The organism is Mesorhizobium sp. WSM4312 (assembly GCF_002294875.1).
In the GTDB taxonomy this organism is placed as follows: domain Bacteria; phylum Pseudomonadota; class Alphaproteobacteria; order Rhizobiales; family Rhizobiaceae; genus Mesorhizobium.
Genome location: NZ_NSFU01000008.1, coordinates 187,570 through 204,470, shown reverse-complemented (window position 1 = coordinate 204,470; position 16,901 = coordinate 187,570). Strand labels below are relative to the sequence as shown.

Here is a 16,901-nt window from a genome sequence, read left to right as displayed (position 1 = left end):
CCGGCCTCCTTTCAGCCGTCGAGCCAAACGTTCTGGAGGTCCATCTCGAAGGTCTGGTGGACGCCGTAGTTCTTCACCTTCTTGCTGGTGTGGCTGTAGAGCTTCTGCCAGAACGGCTGGATGATGACTCCGGAGTCCTGCAGGATCTGCTCGACATCCTTCATCACCTCCTTGCGCTTGGCGACGTCGATCAGCGAGAGCGCCTGTTTGAGCTTGGCGTCGAAATCGGGATTGGAATAGGCCGACTCATTCCACGCCTCGCCGCTGCGATAACCCAGCGCCAGCACCTGGACGCCGAGCGGACGCATGTACCAGATGGTCATCGAATAAGGATATTTCGTCCAGTCGTTCCAGAAGGTCGACCCCGGCAGCACCGTGCGCTTCACCTTGATGCCGGCGTCGCGCAATTGACCGGCGATCGCGTCGCCGGTGTTCTTCTGCCAATCGTCCTCGATGGTGATCAGTTCGTGCTCGAAGTCGGCCTGACCGGCTTCCGCCATCAGTTTCTTGGCGCCGGCAGCGTCACGCTCCTTTTTTGGCAGGGGATAATATTCCGGATGGATCGGACTGACATGATGGTTCTCGCCGACCGTGCCGCGCCCGGCATAGCCGAGCTGCAAGACGGCATTGTTGTCAACGGCCATCTGCAGAGCGTTGCGCACCCGCTTGTCGTCATAGGGCTTGTGCGTGATGTTGGTGCGGGCAACTAGTGTCGTTGCCGTCGCAACCTCGGATTTCTGCAGGCCCATCTTGTCGAGAATGTCGATGAAATCGGCCGGGCTCTCGAAATTGAGGTCGATCTCGCCGGAATCGAAAGCGTTCACCGTGGCATTGAAGTCGGTGCCGTAGTCGACGAATTCGACGCCATCGAGAGGCGCCTCGCCACCCCACCATTTGCCGTTCTCGCGGCGCTTCACCACCGCCTTCTGGCCGACATCGTAAGAGACGAGTTCGAACGGACCCGTGCCGATCGGCTTCTTGACCGGATCGGCGCCGTCGGCATCGAAGTTGCGGTGGACGACGAGCGCGGGATAATCGGTGAAGTTCGGGATCAGCGAAATGTCGGGTTCGCTAAGCTTCAGCTTGACGGTGTGGTCGTCGACCTTGGTGATCGCGCCGTCCCTCGCCTTGCCGGTTTTTGCGTCGATCAGCGCGCCGACGCGTGCGGCCATCGAATTGCCGGCGACGCCTTTCTCGCACCAGCGCGCCAGATTGTGGGCGACGTCATCGGCATTGAAGGCATCGCCATTGTTCCAGGTGATGTCCTTGCGCACATGCAGGACATATTCGGTGGCGTCGTCGTTGATATCCCAGCTTTCGAGCAGCACCGGCTCGAAGGTGAATTGCCTGGTGTAGCGCACCAGCGGCTCCAGCCAGCTGCGCGAAATGTTGGCCAGTTCCACCCAGTCGTAGGTGCGCGGGTCCTTCTGCGCCTTGACCGACATCGAGACGCGCAGCGTGCCGCCCTTCTTCGGCTCCTCAGCCTGGGCCTGTCGTGGCGCGGCAAGACCGATCATGCCATAGGCGAGAGCCGTCGACGCACCGAAGGCGCTTGCCAGCGCCAGGAACTCACGCCGGTCCATGCGGCCGGCACGCGCCTCCTGCGCCATGGCCTCGATAGCGCTGGGGACGCGATCGCCATTGCTTGTGAAAAGTGTCATTTTCTTCCTCCCTTATGGTTCCCGTCGGGTCTTCGCCCTTTGCGTCAACTCACCGTATCCGGCAGCTTCTCCTCGCGCCGCGCGATCAAATCCCTGAGACCCTCGGCAATGCCCTCGTCGAGCTTCGGCTCCTCGTAATCGGCGAGCATGTTGCGCGCCTTCTCGCGGCCGCGCGTGTCGTGGTCCTTCGCCCCTTCGGCATTCCATTGTTCGTAGGAGTTGAAGTCCATGATCGAGGGCATGAAGAAGGCGGACTCGAAATGTTCGAGCGTGTGCTGGGTGCCGAGGAAATGGCCTTGCGGTCCGACCTCGCGGATCGCCGCCATGGCCTCCTTGAAATCGTCGAAGGACACCCCCCCGGCGTATTTGTACCAGCCGACGAGCTGCTCGCAGTCCGTCGCGAATTTCGAATAGCCGCAAGTCAGGCCGGCTTCCAGCCAGCCGGCGGAATGCCAGATGTAGTTGGCGCCGGACAGGATGGCGGCATGCATGAGCATGTTCGATTCGTAACCCGCCTGAGCGTCGTTCAGCTTCGAGCCGACATGGAATCCCGAGGTGCGCCACGGCAGCCGGTATTTCCGCGCCAGCGCGCCCATAAGATACATCATCTGGGCGGCCTCCGGGGTGCCGCCCATCGGCGCGCCGGTCTTCATGTCGACCGTGACCATGAACTGGCCGTAGATTTGGGGCGAGCCTGGGCGGATGAGCTGGGTCAGCGCCACGCCGGCAAGCGCCTCGGCGTTGACCTGCGCCACCGCGCCGACGGCAGAAGCCGAGGTCGAAGCGCCGCACAGCGCGAAAGGCGCCAGGATCAGCGGCTGGTTGTGGCTCGCGTAGACCCGCATGGCGTCGATCATGGTGGCGTCCCATACCAGCGGCGAATTGCAGTTGGTGATCGCCACCAGCACAGGGTTGTCACGTACGAACGCCTCGCCGAAGACGATGCCGGCCATCGCCATCGTGTCCTCGGCGCGCTCCTTCGACGTCACGATGCCCATGAACGGCTTGTCGGAATGCTTCAGCGCCGAGTGGATGATGTGCAGATGCCGTTTCGGCACCGCGATTTCCATCGGCTCGCAGATAACCGAGCTCGAGGAATGCAGCGCCGGCGCCATGTAGGCCATTTTGTGGAAATTGTTGAGGTCGGCGAGCGTGCCATAGCGCCTGACATTATCGAGGTCGCGGACGTAGGGCGCGCCATACATCGGCACGAAAATCGAGTTCTTGCCGCCGACGCGCACGGTGCGCTCGGGGTTGCGTGCATTGAGCGTGAACTCCGACGGAACCTTCGAGACGAGCTCCATCAGCAGCGCGCGGTCGATGCGGACACGCGTCTCCCTGACATCTGCGCCGGCCGCCTTCCAGAGCTCGATCGCGCCGTCGTCGCGGAATTCGCAGCCCACCTCCTCGAGGATCTTGAGCGATTCCTCGTGGATCAGTTCCACCGCCTCGTTAGGCACGATCTCATAGACGGGGATGTTGCGCACCAAGGTCGGAAAGGAAGCGATCGGCGCGCTTCTGAGCGCCTTGCGGCCAACACGGCCACCGCCGCGGCGGTGGGTCTGTTCGGTCAATTCGACGGCCGGTACGTTCATGGAGCCTCCTTCTTCCGGCCACCACGTTAGCGACCCGAAATATGGCTGTGACGCTGGAAAATCCTGATCTTCTGTATAAGCTGTGCTTATGCGAAGCCTGCGCCACCTCCTGCCCTCCGCCGGCAGCCTGATCGTCTTCGAGGCGGCCGGCCGGCTGTCGAGCTTCACCGCCGCCGGGCGCGAGCTCGGCATGACGCAGGCCGCCGTCTCCTACGCGGTGCGCGGGCTGGAAGAGCAGCTCGGCGCCAAGCTGTTCCAGCGCCGCCACCGGCAAGTCAGCCTGACCGAAGCCGGCGAACGCTTCCACGCCGATGTCTCGCTGGGGCTATCGCATATCCGCAAGTCGGCCGAGGATCTGCGCCTGCAGGCGACGGGCGGCCATGTGACGCTTGCCGCATCGACCGCCTTCGGCTCGTTCTGGATGATGCCGCGCCTGCAGCAGTTCCGTGACGAATTGCCGGGCATCGATCTGCGCATCCAGACCGCCGACCGCGACCTCGACATCATCGCCGAAGGCATCCCGCTCGCCGTGCGCGGCGGCGAGCCCCGGGACTGGCCGGACTACCACTCGTTGCCGCTTGCCGATGAGGAGATCTTCCCCGTCGCCGGAACCAGCTACCTGGCCAAGTTCGGCATGCCGAAGACCGTCGGGGAATTGGCCAAGCACCGTCTCATCCATCTGGAGGAGCCGTATCGCGAGGCGGCCAGTTGGGACGAATGGTTCCAGTCGGCCGGCGGCAGCCTCGGCGACGCCGCGCGCGGCCTGCGCATCAATGATTATGGCCTGGTCATCCAGGGCGTGATGGAGGGGCAAGGCATCGCGCTCGGCTGGCGGCACCTTGCCGAGCGGCTGCTGGCGACGGGACTGCTGGTGCAGGTGACGGACCACGTGCTCAAGACCGGCAAGGCGTTCTACGTCGTGTGGCCGAAGAACCGGGAGCTCAGCGACAATGTCCGCAAGGTAAGGGACTGGCTGGCGGCGCAGGCATAAAGCCGTTTCACCGTTCCACCGCAGTTCGCCCTCGCCCGCACGACACGAATCCTCCTATACTGTCGCCATGCCCATTCGCCAGCTTTCCGAAACGATGATCAACCAGATCGCCGCCGGCGAAGTCATCGAGCGTCCGGCGAGCGTGGTCAAGGAACTGGTCGAGAATGCGCTCGATGCTGGCGCATCACGCATCGAAATCGTCACCTCAGGTGGCGGGCTGAACCTGATCCGCGTCACTGATGACGGTTCCGGCATCCCCGAGCCGGAGCTTTCGCTGGCGATCGCGCGCCACTGCACCTCCAAACTCGCCGAGGATATCAACGACATCCGCTCGCTCGGCTTTCGCGGCGAGGCGCTGCCGTCGATCGGCTCGGTATCGCGGCTGTCGATCCGCTCGCGCACGGCTTTGGGCGACAGCGCCGCCGAGATCGGCATAGAGGGCGGCCGCGTGCTGCCCGTCAGACCGGCGGCAGCCAACCGCGGCACAACCGTCGAGGTGCGCGATCTGTTCTTCGCCACGCCGGCGCGGCTCAAATTCATGAAGGGCGAGCGGGCTGAAAGCTCGGCGACCAGCGATGTCGTCAAACGCATCGCCATCGCCTTTCCGGCCGTGCGGTTCACGCTAACCGGTTCCGACCGCTCGACCCTGGAATTGCCGGCGACCGATGACAGTCCGGAAGGCAGCCTGCGCCGCGTCGCCCAGGTGATGGGGGGCGAGTTTCCCGACAATTCCATCGCCATCGACGCGATGCGCGAAGGCGTACACCTGACCGGCCATGTGTCGATCCCGTCCTTCACCCGCGCCAACGCGCTGCAGCAATATGCCTATGTCAATGGCAGGCCGGTGCGTGACAAGCTGATCGCGGGCGCCATCCGCGGCGCCTTCGCCGATGTGCTGCCGCGCGACCGCCACGCGGTGACGGTGCTGTTTTTTTCGCTCGATCCGGCCATCGTCGACGTCAATGTCCACCCGGCCAAGGCCGATGTGCGCTTCCGCGATCCGGGCCTGGTGCGCGGGCTGATCGTCGGCGCCATCCGCCAGGCCCTGGCCGATGCCGGCATCCGCTCAGCCACGACGGGAGCCGCGGGCATGATGGCGGCGTTCCGGCCGGGTGCCGCACCCTACAATCATGGCGGCCCGGCCAATGGCCATCGCAGCTACGAAGCATCATTCCATGCATCCGGCTCCGGTTTCGATCCCTCGCGCTCGCCGCAGCGGCCGCTGGACATGCAATTCGAAGGTGCGGGCTTCGAGCGCGCCGGCAAAAGGCATGGCGGGTTTGGCGAACCCGATCAGGCGGCGTTCGATACCGGCGCGCTTGCCAGCGCCGACGCGCGCGCCGGGCAGAGCGAGGCGGCCGAGACGCTGCTCGGCACGGTGCTCGGAGCGGCACGCGCGCAGGTGCATGAGAATTACATCGTTGCCCAGACCAGGGATTCGCTCGTCATCGTCGATCAGCACGCGGCGCATGAGCGGCTGGTTTACGAAGCGCTGAAGAACGCCCTGCATTCGCGCCCCGTGCCCTCGCAGATGCTGCTCCTGCCGGAGATCATCGATCTGCCGGAAGAGGACGCCGAGCGGCTCGCCATGCATTCCGAAACGCTCGCCCGCTTCGGTCTCGGCATCGAGCGTTTCGGCCCGGGCGCCGTCGCGGTGCGCGAGACGCCGTCAATGCTGGGCGAGACCAATGTCCAGCAATTGGTGCGCGACCTCGCCGACGAGATCGCCGACAACGACACGGTCGATACACTCAGGGAAAGGCTGGACAAGATCGCCGCCACCATGGCCTGCCATGGCTCGGTGCGTTCAGGACGCCTGCTCAAGGCCGAGGAGATGAACGCGCTGCTGCGCCAGATGGAGGCGACGCCGGGATCCGGCACCTGCAACCATGGCCGCCCGACCTATATCGAGCTCAAGCTGGCGGATATCGAGCGGCTGTTCGGGCGACGGTAGGTGGATGCTCGCCGCAGTGCTTCTCTTCGGTCGTTTACGAATTCAAACTTCGTCCAGAGGTTCGAACTTCTCACGGACGAATTTTCCTTCGACTCTAAAAAAGGCAGTTCCGAAAGGAGCTTCTAAGCAGGACGCTATAAGCGGGTCGTAATTCGCAATTGTATTGACATCGTACAAGCCAAAATTATTTGGGTTATCGGTGTACTCGTCAGATTCATCACCGGCGAAAAAGCGCCAACCGCTGTCGGCCGGATGATCTGGCGTTTCGCGGTAGAGATAGCCGACTTGCGCGCCGTCCACGGTGATCCGGTCAGCAGCAATACAGCTGCCGTAGCCAATCGCGATCGGGCGAAACGTCGATGCGTCCCGAAAAAACGTCTTCGGCATTCTCAACTCGCTGCTGCGCCCGTATCTCTAGTCAGCTGAGTACCCCGCCAACAGTCAAGTACCGCTCGCATCACCTCTTCAAATTCACCACGATGACGCCGCCGAGTGCCAGCGCGCCGCCGAGGATGCCGAGCAGTGTCGGCACTTCGCCCAGCCAAAAGAAGCCGATCAGGGCAGACATCGGCGAAACCAGATAGAGGAAGTTCGAGGCTCGTGCGGCCGGCAGACGCGATAGCGCTGTTGCCCAGGCGGCATAGGCGATCAGGCTGGGCACGATGCCAAGAAAGATGACGGCGCCGAGACCGGCGGTGTTGGCTACCGCAGCCTGCGCAAAGCCGCTCGGCAGAAAGGGGGACAGACAAAGTGCTCCGAGCACCATGTTGGAGGCCGAGATGGTCAGCGGGTGATGGCGGGCAAATAGCGGCTTCTGGACGATGGTGTTGACGGCCGAACAGAGCGCGGAGCCAAGCACGAGCAGTGCGCCAGCATTGAAATGCAAGCCTTGTCCGTCTGCCATTGCTATGACGCCGATGCCGGCGAAGGATATCGCCGTGCCAGCCCAGGCCCACCTTGAAAAGCGTTCGCCCAGAAGCGCCATCGCCATGATGGCGGTGAAGATCGGGCTGACATTGATGATGAAGCCGGCGGCTCCAGCCGAGACGGTCAGCTCGCCGAAATTGAGCATGGCGGTGTAGAGCGCGACGAAAATTGCCCCGCCAAAGACGAGGCGCCACACCTCGTCGAGCCTGGGCAGCGCCGGACGCTTGACTGCAAGGAAGATCGCCGCCGGCACCGCGGCGATGGCAAAGCGCAGGGAGCCCAGTTCCAGCGGCCCGAAGGCGGCAAGGCCGGCGCGGATGGCCGGAAAAGCAGAGGCCCAGCCGACCACCGTCAGCGCCACGGCGATGGCGGCCGTGGTGTCCATCCGCTGTGTCTGATTCAACGTGCCCGTCATCGCGCTCATCTCACCGTCCTCATGCTGTTCCCGTCCTGGAGGCCACAAAACGACTTTTCCCGCCTGTTGACAAACGACCAAATCGAGGATCACCTGTGACTATGGATCACAGCTCAGACACAATGGTGCCGCTCGAAACCCTGCGTGCCTTCGACGCGGCGGCGCGAACCGGCAGTTTTTCCGCGGCCGCCGAAAAGCTCAACATCACCCACGGGGCCATCAGCCGTCAGATCGCCAAGCTCGAGGACTGGCTGGGCCTGAAAGTGTTCGATCGCGGCGCGCGCGGCGTGACGCTGACGATCGAAGGCAACCGGCTGCATCTGCGCACGTCGGAGGCTTTCGCGCTGATTTCGAGCCATTCCGACCGCTGGGTCGAGCCGCGCGGCACGGCGGTGGTGCGGCTGACCTCGATCCCCTCGGTCAGCGGGCTGTGGCTGATGCCGCGCATGGCGGCACTGGAGAACAATCCGACCAAGCTGCGCATCGTGCTCGATGTCGACATCCGCCAGGCCGACCTTGCCGATGAAGGCATCGATCTGTCGATCCGCTGTGGCCGTGGAGTCATTCCGGGCCGTGTTTCGGTGCAGCTGTTCGAGGAACATGTCTTCCCTGTCGCATCGACCGAGCTGGCACGGGACATCGGGCGCGGCGACCCGGCCCGGCTGCTTAAATTTCCGCTGATCAACGATTCCGACGCCTCCGGCTGGCGTGCCTGGTTCGCCGCGCAAGGCATGGACTATCGCCCGCGCCCGCAGGATCGCCGCTTCGAGGACTACAACCTGGTGCTCGATGCCGCAGCCTATGGGCTCGGCATCGCGCTGGCGCGTCCGCCGCTGACCGGACATCAGCTGCAGTCTGGCCGCATCACCGCGGTCGACGAGCGTACCGCGCGCAACCCGGTTTCCTATTGGCTCGACCGGCCGCTGGGGCGGCCGCGCACGGCGGCGGCCGACCTTGCCCGCCGCATCGCGCGGCAGGCCGGATTGGCGCCGGACAAGATCGAGGCGTTCATCGAAGCGGAGCGATAGGTCTCCCGGCCTATCTTCGATTCGTTCAGCGAAGCAGCAGCAGAACGAATCCGAACATCATTGTTGCCAGCAAACCGGTCATGATCGAAACAAAGCCGATTCTCACCAGCAGGCCCTCGGGATTGGGTACGGTGGCGGCGTGAGATTGATTGGCTGGCCTTCGCCGTCCCGACGACATCCCCATGGCGGCGTTTTGCGGCACCGGAACCTGCGACGGGATAAACGACAACAAGGACACCCCGGCAGCCCTGGCGGGCGCGTTGTCATTGGCCGTTGCCGAAGGCGGCACGGCGCCGCGCTGCGTTTCGGCTTCGGGCGCTGTTCTCCTCGCCAGTACCGTTGCCAACACCGCCTCGTCCCGTGTGTCGAGCTGGGCCTGATAGGCCTCGACGATGCCGGAAGAAGCAATCTGCTGCGATTTGACGGCCATCGGCGCCGCCGGCATCGCCAGCAAAGCGGGCGCCGTGCGTTGCGCGAACAAAGAGGGCGCGGCGGGCTGGACCAGTTCCCTGACCAGCGCCGTCCTGACCGGATCGGCCTTCGCCGACGGCACGGGTTGCGGCGTCATCGCCTCCTTGAGCAAGGAAGCCAGGCGGGCGGAAGAAATATCCATCATGCCCCCGATAAAAGCGCTTTTCGCACCTGTCCTAGTGCCTCAGCATTTGTCCGAGGCTTGTCGCAAGCTTGACCCGGCCGCGGATTTGTGGCGATGAAATCTGTATGACACTTGGCACCACCGCATGATGAACCGTTTCGAAGGCCCGGGCGGCAAGGAAGCCCGCATCCGCTATCTCGATGGCGATTTCCAGGTCACCAGTCCCGGCTCGTTCGTGCGCTGTGCGGTGACCGGGGAAAACATTCCCCTGGACGAGCTGAAATACTGGAGCGTCGCCAGGCAGGAGCCCTACGTCAACGCCACCGCTTCGCTGCGCCGCGAAATCGAGATGCATCCGGAGCTGCGCAAGCGTAGCTAGCTTCTCAGCCTGCGCTGCCGCCAGGCATCGAGCGTTTCCTCGATGATGCGCTCGGGCACATGGTCGAGCTCGAAAACCGTGTCGATTTCCAGCACCTCGAGCCTGTCGAGAAAGTCCTGCGAGGCGCCGTGGCGCAACCGGGCGGCGTCCTTGGCCGTGGTGATGAGCCCCAGCCCTTCGGCGCGCGCCGTCACCGCCAGTTCGCCGAGTTCGTCCTCGGCGTAGAAATGATGGTCCGGAAAGGGTTTTGAGAGGACCACCTCACCGCCGGCCTCGCGCACCGTGTCGAAGAATTTGTCGGGATGGCCGATGCCGGCGAAGGCCAGGAACCGCTTGCCGGCAAGCCCGGTCTTGCTGCGGGGCTCCGTGTGCGCCTCGAAGATTGGCCGACCGGCACGCGCCGCCTGGCGCACCACGGCATCGGCGGCGGTGCCCTCGCCCATCTTCAACAGCCCGCTGGTGAAGACCAGTTGGTCAACGATCTTTGCCCTGAGCGGGCCGCCCGGAATGACGCGGCCATTGCCGATGCCGTAGCGGGCGTCGACGACGATCAGCGCATAGTCGATATGGATGCGCGCGCTCTGAAAGCCATCATCCATGATCAGGAAATCGCAGCCATGCTTTGCCAAGAGCAGCCGGGCGCCGGCGGCGCGGTTCGGCGTCACCGCGACCGGGGCGTGTTCGGCCAGCAGCAGCGGCTCGTCGCCGACATGCTTGGCGGCATCGTGATTGATATCGACGACATGCGGTTCGGCGAACGAACCGCCATGGCCGCGCGACAGGAAGCCGGGCTTCAGCCGCATGCGCTTGGCCTGTTGGGCGAGCGCGATGGCGACCGGTGTCTTGCCGGTGCCGCCAACGGTGAAATTGCCGACGCACAGGACCGGTGCCTCGATCTTCTCACGCCTGGCCCGCCGCATGCCGCGGCCGGCAACGAGCGCATAGACGGCCGACAGCGGCGACAGCGCCAGGACTTTCCAGTCCGGCTCTTCCCACCAGAATGGTGGTGCTTCGGAGGCCACGCTAGCGCCCGTTGGCGCCCTTCAGGCGCGACTTGACGACCAGCGGCTGGATATAGGGTTCGAGCGATTTCAGCGTGCGCGCCAGCGCGCCGCGCATCTCGTCGACGGTCGCCACACCGGCCGCCATCATCTCATGGCGCGCCACTTCGTTGGTCAAAAGGAAGTTGACGGCCCCGGCCAGCATGTCGCGATCGCGCACCAGCTTGGCGCCGCCGCTGTCGATCAGGCGCTGATAGGCCTCGCGGAAATTCTGCACATTGCGGCCGGCTAGAACCGCTGTGTCGAGCATGGCCGGCTCGAGCGGATTCTGCCCGCCCTCGGAGGTCAGCGAGCGGCCGACGAAAGCGATTTCGGTCAACCGGAGATAGAGCCCCATCTCGCCGATCGTGTCGCCGAGCAGGATATCGGTGTCGGGCCCGATACGGTCGCCCTTGCTGCGGCGCGCGACCTTCAGCCCCATGCCGGAAATCTGCGCGGCAAGGCTTTCGGCGCGATCAGGATGGCGCGGAACGACGATCGTCAACAGACCATGGTGACGCTTGTGCAGCATCGCATGGACTTCCGCTGCCACCACTTCCTCGCCGTCATGGGTCGAGATCGCCGCCCAGGTCGGGCGGCCGCCGACCTGCCGCTGCAAGCCGGCCAGCACCCGTTCGTCGACGGGCGGCGGGTTGGTGTCGACCTTGAGGTTGCCCGACACCGTGACCGGCCGGGCGCCAAGCACGCGAAAACGCTCGCCGTCGACATCGGACTGGGCAACGACATGGGCGAGATTCTCGAACAGCGCCTCGGCGATGTTGGCGCGCTTCTTCCACGAGGTGAAAGAGCGGTCGGACAGCCTGCCATTGACCAGCACCTGCGGCACGTGGCGCGCGCCAAGCTCGAGGATGGTCATCGGCCAGATCTCGGATTCAGCGATGATCGCAAGGTCCGGCTGCCAGTGATCGAGGAACCGGCTGACCGCCGGCTTGAGGTCGAGCGGCACATATTGGTGGATGATCCGGTCGCCGAGCCGCTCGTCCGCGACCTGGGCCGATGTCACCGTGCCGGTCGTCAGCACGATGTTGACGCCATAATCGAGAATGCTCTCGACCAGCGGCACCACGGCCAGGGTCTCGCCGACGCTCGCGGCGTGGATCCAGATCACGGGTCCTTCGGGCCGCGGGCGACCGGCGACGCCGTAGCGCTCGCGGCGACGGTGGCGGTCTTCCTTGCCGCGCGAGGTGCGCCAGGCGACATAGGGTCCGACCAGCGGATAGGCCGCGGCACCGGCGAAACGGTATGCGGTCAGCATGGCGCGCGCCCAGCGACCGCTCATCGCCGGCCATCCACGAGACGATAAGCCTCTGCCGTCGCGGCATTGAGCGCGGTGGTGATTTCCTGGCGCTTGCGCTCCATTTCGGCGTCATCGGCGTCGGCCGCGACAAAGATCGGCGCGCCGATGGTCACGGCGGACCGGCCGAAAGGCAGGTTGATGGTGGTCTTGTCCCAGCTCTTTTCCAGCACCTTGCGGCGGCTGGTGGCGATGGCGACAGGCAGCAGCGGCCGGCCCGAGAGGCGCGCCAGGAGAACGATACCGAGCCCTGCGTCGCGCGGCGTGCCATGCGGAATGTCTGCGATCATGGCGACGTTCTTGCCGGCGGTGAGCGACTTTTTGAGGGCAATCAGGGCCTTGGCGCCACCCTTGTCGAGATGGCGGGCATTGTCGCGCCCGCCGGACCCGCGCACCGCCTCGATGCCGAATTTCTCCAGCATCAGCGCGTTGAGCTCGGCATCGGCGCTGCGCGACACCATGGCGACCAGCGGCTTGCGCTTGGGGTAGTAGGCCGGCGTCAAAAGATGCTGGCCGTGCCACAGGGCGATGATGCCGGGCTCGAATTCGGCATAGGCGCCGCCCGCAAAGCGCGCCGATCCGGCGACCAGCGGGCTGGTCAGGCGAACCAGCCGTACGAACTGCGCGAGCAGGCTGGCAATGGCGTTCTTGACGAATCGTGACTGCGCGAGCGGTTCGCGCACCTTGCGCCAGAACGTTTTGGTCGCGCGGCTGCCGCCCCTGCGAGTCGGCGCGGTGTCGCTGGCTGGCCCTTTCGCCAGGTCATGCTCCATCGAAGTCAACCGGCAGCCTTGTTGTCGGGGTCAAGCAGACGGTGCAGATGAACGACGAAATAACGCATATGGGCATTGTCCACGCTGGCTTGCGCCTTGGCCTTCCACGCCGTGTGCGCGGATTGATAATCGGGATAGATACCGACAATGTCGAGCCCGTCGAGATCGCGGAACTCGGTGCTCCCAAGCTTCTTCAGTTCGCCGCCGAACACCAGATGCAAAAGCTGTTTCTTCCCGTCTTCCGCGGTCATGTCGGTCCTTCACATATTGTGAGTTTGTGACAGGTCTAGACCAAAGCCGCCGACTTTGGAACCTGCGAATGTGCTTTCACGCATCCAGCCCGGCGATGACATCGACGAGCACCGCCAGCAATTCACCGCTGCCGGCGGCGAGCGCGCCGTGGCGGGTCACCTCGCCGGCATAGAGCGGCGCGCGGCCATGCGGGTCGAGCAGCCGACCGCCGGCCTCGCGCAGGATGAGATCGGCGGCGGCGATGTCCCAGTCATGCGCGTTCGGCTTGACGAAGGTGGCGTCGAGCGCGCCGTTGGCGATCATCGCCAGGCGGTAGGCGAGCGAAGGGCTGTAGGGCGCACGCACCAGCCGCTTCTGCCAGCCAGCCGGCACCAGCTCGATCAGCTGCTTCAACCCTGAAATCTCGGCCTTGTCGCCAAGCGTGCGCACGCCAATGCGCTTGCCGTTGCGGAACGCGCCCTGGCCGGGCAGCGCCCAGTAGGTCTCGTCCATCGCCGGGCATTCGAGCACGCCGGCAAGCGTGCGGCCCGCTTCGACCACAGCGACGCTGACGCACCAAGTGCGCTGTCCCTCGAGGAAGCCGCGCGTGCCGTCGATCGGATCGACGACGAAGGTGCGGCGCGCCGAAAGCCGCGCTGGATCGTCGACCGTCTCTTCCGACAGCCAGCCATAGTCCGGCCGCGCCGCCAGCAGCGTGCGGCGCAGATAGGCGTCCGCGGCATGATCCGCTTCGCTGACCGGCGAGGTGCCGCCCTTCATCCAGACTTGTGGGCTGTTGCCGAAGTACTGCATGGCGATCAGACCCGCCTCGCGGGCGGCGTCGCGCAGCAACGGCAGATCGCCAATGGCGCCGGAAGAGGCAGCGGTCAGTTCAGGCTCCGGCAAGGGTCATGCCTTCGATCAGGAGCGTCGGCGCGGCGGTGCCGAAATTGCGGTCGAGGTCATCAGCCGGCACCATGTTGAGGAACATGGTCTTCAGGTTCGAGGCAATGGTGACTTCGGCGACCGGATAGGCAAGTTCGCCGTTCTCGATCCAGAAACCCGAGGCGCCGCGGCTGTATTCGCCGGTCACCATGTCGACGCCCTGGCCGAACACTTCGGTGACATAGAAGCCGCTCTTGAGCGACTTGATCAAATCCTCCGGCGAGCGTTCGCCCGGTTCGATGGCGAGATTGGTGGAGGATGGTGACACGGAGGAGCCGCTGCGCGATCCGCGGCCGTTGGTGATCAATCCCAGTTCCCGCGCGGCCGAGGTCGACAGGAACCAGTGGTTGAGCACGCCCTTTTCGACCATGAGAAGCTTTTCGCCCTCGACGCCCTCGCCATCGAAGGGGCGCGAGGCCTGGCCACGCGGCCTGAGCGGGTCGTCGGTGATGGTGACTGCGGACGCGGCCACCTGCTTGCCCATCATGTCGCGCAGGAACGAGGTCTTGCGGGCGACGGACGCGCCGTTGATGGCGCCGGCAAGATGGCCGGCGATGCCGCGCGCGACGCGCGGGTCGAACACCACGTCGACCGGCCCCGTCGCCGCCTTGCGCGCGCCGATGCGGCGCACGGCGCGTTCGCCGGCCTTGCGGCCGATATCCTCCGGCGCGTCGAGATCGGCAAAGTGCTGACGCGAGGAGAATTCATAGTCGCGCTCCATGCCGATGCCCTCGCCGGCGATGACGCTGGCGGAGCGCGAGAAGCGCGAGCCGACATAGTGGCCGATGAAGCCGTGCGAGGTGGCCAGCACGATACCGCCCAGCCCGGCACTGGCGCCGCTGCCGGCCGAATTGGTCACGCCCTTGACGGCAAGTGCCGCCGCTTCGGCCGCAAGGGCTGCTTCCTTCAACTGGTCGGCCGACACGTCGGTGGCGTCGAACAGGTCGAGATCGCGTGTCTGTTTGGCCAGCAGCGCGGGATCGGCGAGACCCTGATAGGGATCCTCGGGCGAGACTTTCGCCATGGCAACTGCGCGCTCGGCGAGCATCGCCGGATCGGATGCGGCAGTGGCCGAGACGCTCGCCACTTTCCGGCCGACGAAGACGCGCAGCGAGACATCCTCGGCCTCCGACGATTCGGTGGCCTCGACCTTGCCGAGCCGAACCGACACACCGGTGGAGCGGCCGCGCACAGCGACCGCGTCGGCGGCATCGGCGCCGGCCTTCTTGGCGGCCTCGACCAGCGCCGCGACGCGGTCGGTCAGTTTTTTAGCGTCTGATGTGTCGGCCATGCCTGTGATCCTGCTTGTCGCGGCCAGCTTGCGGCCGCGCCCACCCATCTATTGTTCCGGTCCGGCTTGTGCAATGGCATAGGCTTCAATCAAAATGCACCACTACATGGTTCCCATCGCGAACCCTGTGACGCAAAAACAGGCCGCAGCCCGCACGGAGCATCCTTCATGACGCCTTTCCATCTCGCCTTCCCGGTCCGTGATCTCGATGAAACCCGCACTTTCTATGGCGAAGTGCTGGGCTGCGCGATCGGCCGCTCGTCGGCGACCTGGGTGGACTTCGATCTTTACGGCCACCAGATGTCGGCGCATTTGCGGCCGCAGGCCACGCAAGCCGCCAGCGACGGCAAGGTCGACGGCATTCTGGTGCCGATCCCGCATTTCGGCGCCGTGCTGCTGATGGATGACTGGCAGCGCCTGGCGACCCGGCTGGAAGCGCGCGACGATATAGACTGGCTGGAACGGCCGATGGTCCGCTTCAAGGGTGAGCCCGGCGAACAGGCGACGCTGTTCATCCGCGATCCCTCCGGAAACGCCCTGGAATTCAAGGGTTTCCGCTCGCTGGAGCAGGTTTTCGCGCACTAAGACGGGGCACCACGAGGCCCGTGGCTCAAGAGCCGGCGACCGGCGTCCAGATCACGTCCTCTATTTTCTGCGCGCCAGTGGCCAGCATAGCCAGCCGGTCGAAGCCGAGCGCGATGCCGCTGGCTTGCGGCATGATGGCAAGCGCGGCGAGAAAATCCTCGTCCAGAGGATAACGCTCGCCATAGATGCGCTCTTTCTCGTCCATTTCGAGCATGAAGCGCCGGCGCTGCTCCTCGACATCGGTCAGTTCGCCAAAGCCGTTGGCGAGTTCGACGCCGCAGCAATAGAGCTCGAAGCGCTCGGCGACGCGCGGGTCGCACGGGCTTGGCCGGGCAAGCGCCGCCTCGGCGACCGGATATTCGCAAAGAATGGTGGCGCGGCCAAGGCCGAGATTGGGCTCGATCTTTTCCACCATCACCCGGCTGAACAGGTCGGCCCAGCTATCGTCGGGCGCCGTGCGCAGGCCTGCCCGAACCAGCGCGGCGTAGAGCGCGTCCCGGTCGGTGCCGCCATCGGCGGCGACCGTGGCCAGCAGATCGATGCCGGCATGGCGCAAGAAGGCATCCGCCACCGTCAGCCGTTCCGGCTCACCGAACGGATCGCACTCGCGGCCCCGGAAGGAAAAGCGCGTGGCCCCTGCCCTCGTCGCGGCCAGCGCCAGCAGGTCGGCGCAATCGTGCATCAGGCTCTCATAGGTCTCGCCCACCCGGTACCATTCGAGCATGGTGAATTCGGGATGGTGCAAGGGGCCGCGCTCGCGGTTGCGCCAGACGGCGCCGAGGCTGAAAATCCTGTTCTCGCCGGCGGCGAGCAGCTTCTTGCAGGCGAATTCCGGCGAGGTGTGGAGATAGAGCGGCGCGCACGCGCCATCAGGCCCGACCGCTTCCGTTGCGAATGCCGCCAGATGCGCCTCGTTGCCGGGCGAGACCTGCAGCGCCGCGGTTTCCACCTCGACAAAATCGTGACGAGCGAACCACTCGCGCAAGGCTGACGTGAGCCCATTGCGCAGCATCAGGCGCGGGCGGCGGTCGGCGTGGACATGCGGCGTCCACCAGGGCGAAGCGGCGGTCATGGGCGATTTGAAGGCGTGCCGAGGCCCCTGGGGGGCTGGCGGTTCGCGCCAAGATGCGCTAGGCCCCCATCCAGCGCCGCACAAGCCGGCAAACGCCCACTAAC

General features: G+C 65.1%; 17 protein-coding genes. 5 read left to right on the top strand and 12 right to left on the bottom strand.

The window, feature by feature from the left end:
• Positions 1 to 11: 11 nt before the first annotated feature.
• Both CK228_RS15420 and CK228_RS15415 read right to left on the bottom strand, forming a co-directional pair.
• Complete coding sequence (locus CK228_RS15420; protein WP_095788383.1) at positions 12 to 1,661, bottom strand: ABC transporter substrate-binding protein; 1,650 nt, start codon at positions 1,659 to 1,661, stop codon at positions 12 to 14.
• A 44-nt stretch (positions 1,662 to 1,705) separates the two neighbouring features.
• Complete coding sequence (locus CK228_RS15415; protein ID WP_095788382.1) at positions 1,706 to 3,256, bottom strand: trimethylamine methyltransferase family protein; 1,551 nt, start codon at positions 3,254 to 3,256, stop codon at positions 1,706 to 1,708.
• 88 nt (positions 3,257 to 3,344) lie between these two features.
• Here CK228_RS15415 and CK228_RS15410 point away from each other — a divergent pair, with 88 nt between their 5' ends.
• Entirely contained in the window at positions 3,345 to 4,247 is a 903-nt protein-coding gene (locus tag CK228_RS15410) for a LysR substrate-binding domain-containing protein (protein WP_095788381.1), read from the top strand.
• Positions 4,248 to 4,314: 67 nt separating this feature from the next.
• The gene (gene mutL, locus CK228_RS15405; RefSeq protein ID WP_095788380.1) at positions 4,315 to 6,201 is read left to right on the top strand and encodes a DNA mismatch repair endonuclease MutL; all 1,887 of its coding nucleotides are present in this window, start codon (positions 4,315 to 4,317) and stop codon (positions 6,199 to 6,201) included.
• A gap of 42 nt (positions 6,202 to 6,243) precedes the next feature.
• On the opposite strand, the gene CK228_RS15400 is transcribed toward mutL, so the two are convergent.
• Both CK228_RS15400 and CK228_RS15395 read right to left on the bottom strand, forming a co-directional pair.
• Positions 6,244 to 6,588: a DUF2185 domain-containing protein gene (locus CK228_RS15400; RefSeq protein WP_095770523.1), complete on the bottom strand. Its 345-nt coding sequence runs from the start codon at positions 6,586 to 6,588 to the stop codon at positions 6,244 to 6,246.
• Positions 6,589 to 6,658: 70 nt separating this feature from the next.
• Entirely contained in the window at positions 6,659 to 7,552 is an 894-nt protein-coding gene (locus CK228_RS15395; RefSeq protein WP_095788379.1) for a DMT family transporter, read from the bottom strand.
• 92 nt (positions 7,553 to 7,644) lie between these two features.
• Here CK228_RS15395 and CK228_RS15390 point away from each other — a divergent pair, with 92 nt between their 5' ends.
• Positions 7,645 to 8,571 carry a LysR family transcriptional regulator gene (locus CK228_RS15390; RefSeq protein ID WP_095788378.1) on the top strand — a complete coding sequence of 309 codons (927 nt, stop codon included), beginning with the start codon at positions 7,645 to 7,647 and terminating at the stop codon, positions 8,569 to 8,571.
• A 25-nt stretch (positions 8,572 to 8,596) separates the two neighbouring features.
• Here the strand turns inward: CK228_RS15390 and CK228_RS15385 are convergent, their stop codons facing one another.
• Positions 8,597 to 9,154, bottom strand: a complete 558-nt coding sequence (locus tag CK228_RS15385) for a hypothetical protein (protein ID WP_245438039.1) — start codon at positions 9,152 to 9,154, stop codon at positions 8,597 to 8,599.
• A 157-nt stretch (positions 9,155 to 9,311) separates the two neighbouring features.
• Here CK228_RS15385 and CK228_RS15380 point away from each other — a divergent pair, with 157 nt between their 5' ends.
• On the top strand, positions 9,312 to 9,545 hold the full coding sequence (locus CK228_RS15380) for a DUF2093 domain-containing protein (RefSeq protein WP_095770527.1): 234 nt from the start codon (positions 9,312 to 9,314) through the stop codon (positions 9,543 to 9,545).
• On the opposite strand, the gene lpxK is transcribed toward CK228_RS15380, so the two are convergent.
• From lpxK to CK228_RS15350, 6 genes are all read right to left on the bottom strand, one after another.
• Complete coding sequence (gene lpxK / locus CK228_RS15375; protein ID WP_095770528.1) at positions 9,542 to 10,567, bottom strand: tetraacyldisaccharide 4'-kinase; 1,026 nt, start codon at positions 10,565 to 10,567, stop codon at positions 9,542 to 9,544. The two genes, CK228_RS15380 and lpxK, sit on opposite strands and share 4 nt — an antisense overlap.
• A 1-nt stretch (position 10,568) precedes the next feature.
• On the bottom strand, positions 10,569 to 11,885 hold the full coding sequence (gene waaA, locus CK228_RS15370; RefSeq protein WP_095770529.1) for a lipid IV(A) 3-deoxy-D-manno-octulosonic acid transferase: 1,317 nt from the start codon (positions 11,883 to 11,885) through the stop codon (positions 10,569 to 10,571).
• Entirely contained in the window at positions 11,882 to 12,673 is a 792-nt protein-coding gene (locus CK228_RS15365; RefSeq protein WP_095770530.1) for a lysophospholipid acyltransferase family protein, read from the bottom strand. Before CK228_RS15365 ends, waaA begins: the two co-directional genes overlap by 4 nt.
• 5 nt (positions 12,674 to 12,678) lie before the next feature.
• Positions 12,679 to 12,924, bottom strand: coding sequence for a DUF4170 domain-containing protein (locus tag CK228_RS15360; protein ID WP_095770531.1), 246 nt, complete (start codon positions 12,922 to 12,924; stop codon positions 12,679 to 12,681).
• Positions 12,925 to 13,000: 76 nt separating this feature from the next.
• Entirely contained in the window at positions 13,001 to 13,810 is an 810-nt protein-coding gene (locus tag CK228_RS15355; RefSeq protein ID WP_095788377.1) for a 3'(2'),5'-bisphosphate nucleotidase CysQ, read from the bottom strand.
• Complete coding sequence (locus CK228_RS15350; RefSeq protein WP_095788461.1) at positions 13,797 to 15,140, bottom strand: TldD/PmbA family protein; 1,344 nt, start codon at positions 15,138 to 15,140, stop codon at positions 13,797 to 13,799. Before CK228_RS15350 ends, CK228_RS15355 begins: the two co-directional genes overlap by 14 nt.
• Before the next feature lie 168 nt (positions 15,141 to 15,308).
• On the opposite strand from CK228_RS15350, the gene CK228_RS15345 reads away from it, so the two are divergent.
• A complete protein-coding gene (locus CK228_RS15345) occupies positions 15,309 to 15,725 on the top strand; it encodes a VOC family protein (protein ID WP_095770533.1) in 417 nt (138 codons plus the stop codon).
• 25 nt (positions 15,726 to 15,750) lie between these two features.
• Here the strand turns inward: CK228_RS15345 and epmA are convergent, their stop codons facing one another.
• Entirely contained in the window at positions 15,751 to 16,797 is a 1,047-nt protein-coding gene (gene epmA / locus CK228_RS15340; protein WP_095788376.1) for an EF-P lysine aminoacylase EpmA, read from the bottom strand.
• Positions 16,798 to 16,901: the final 104 nt, after the last annotated feature.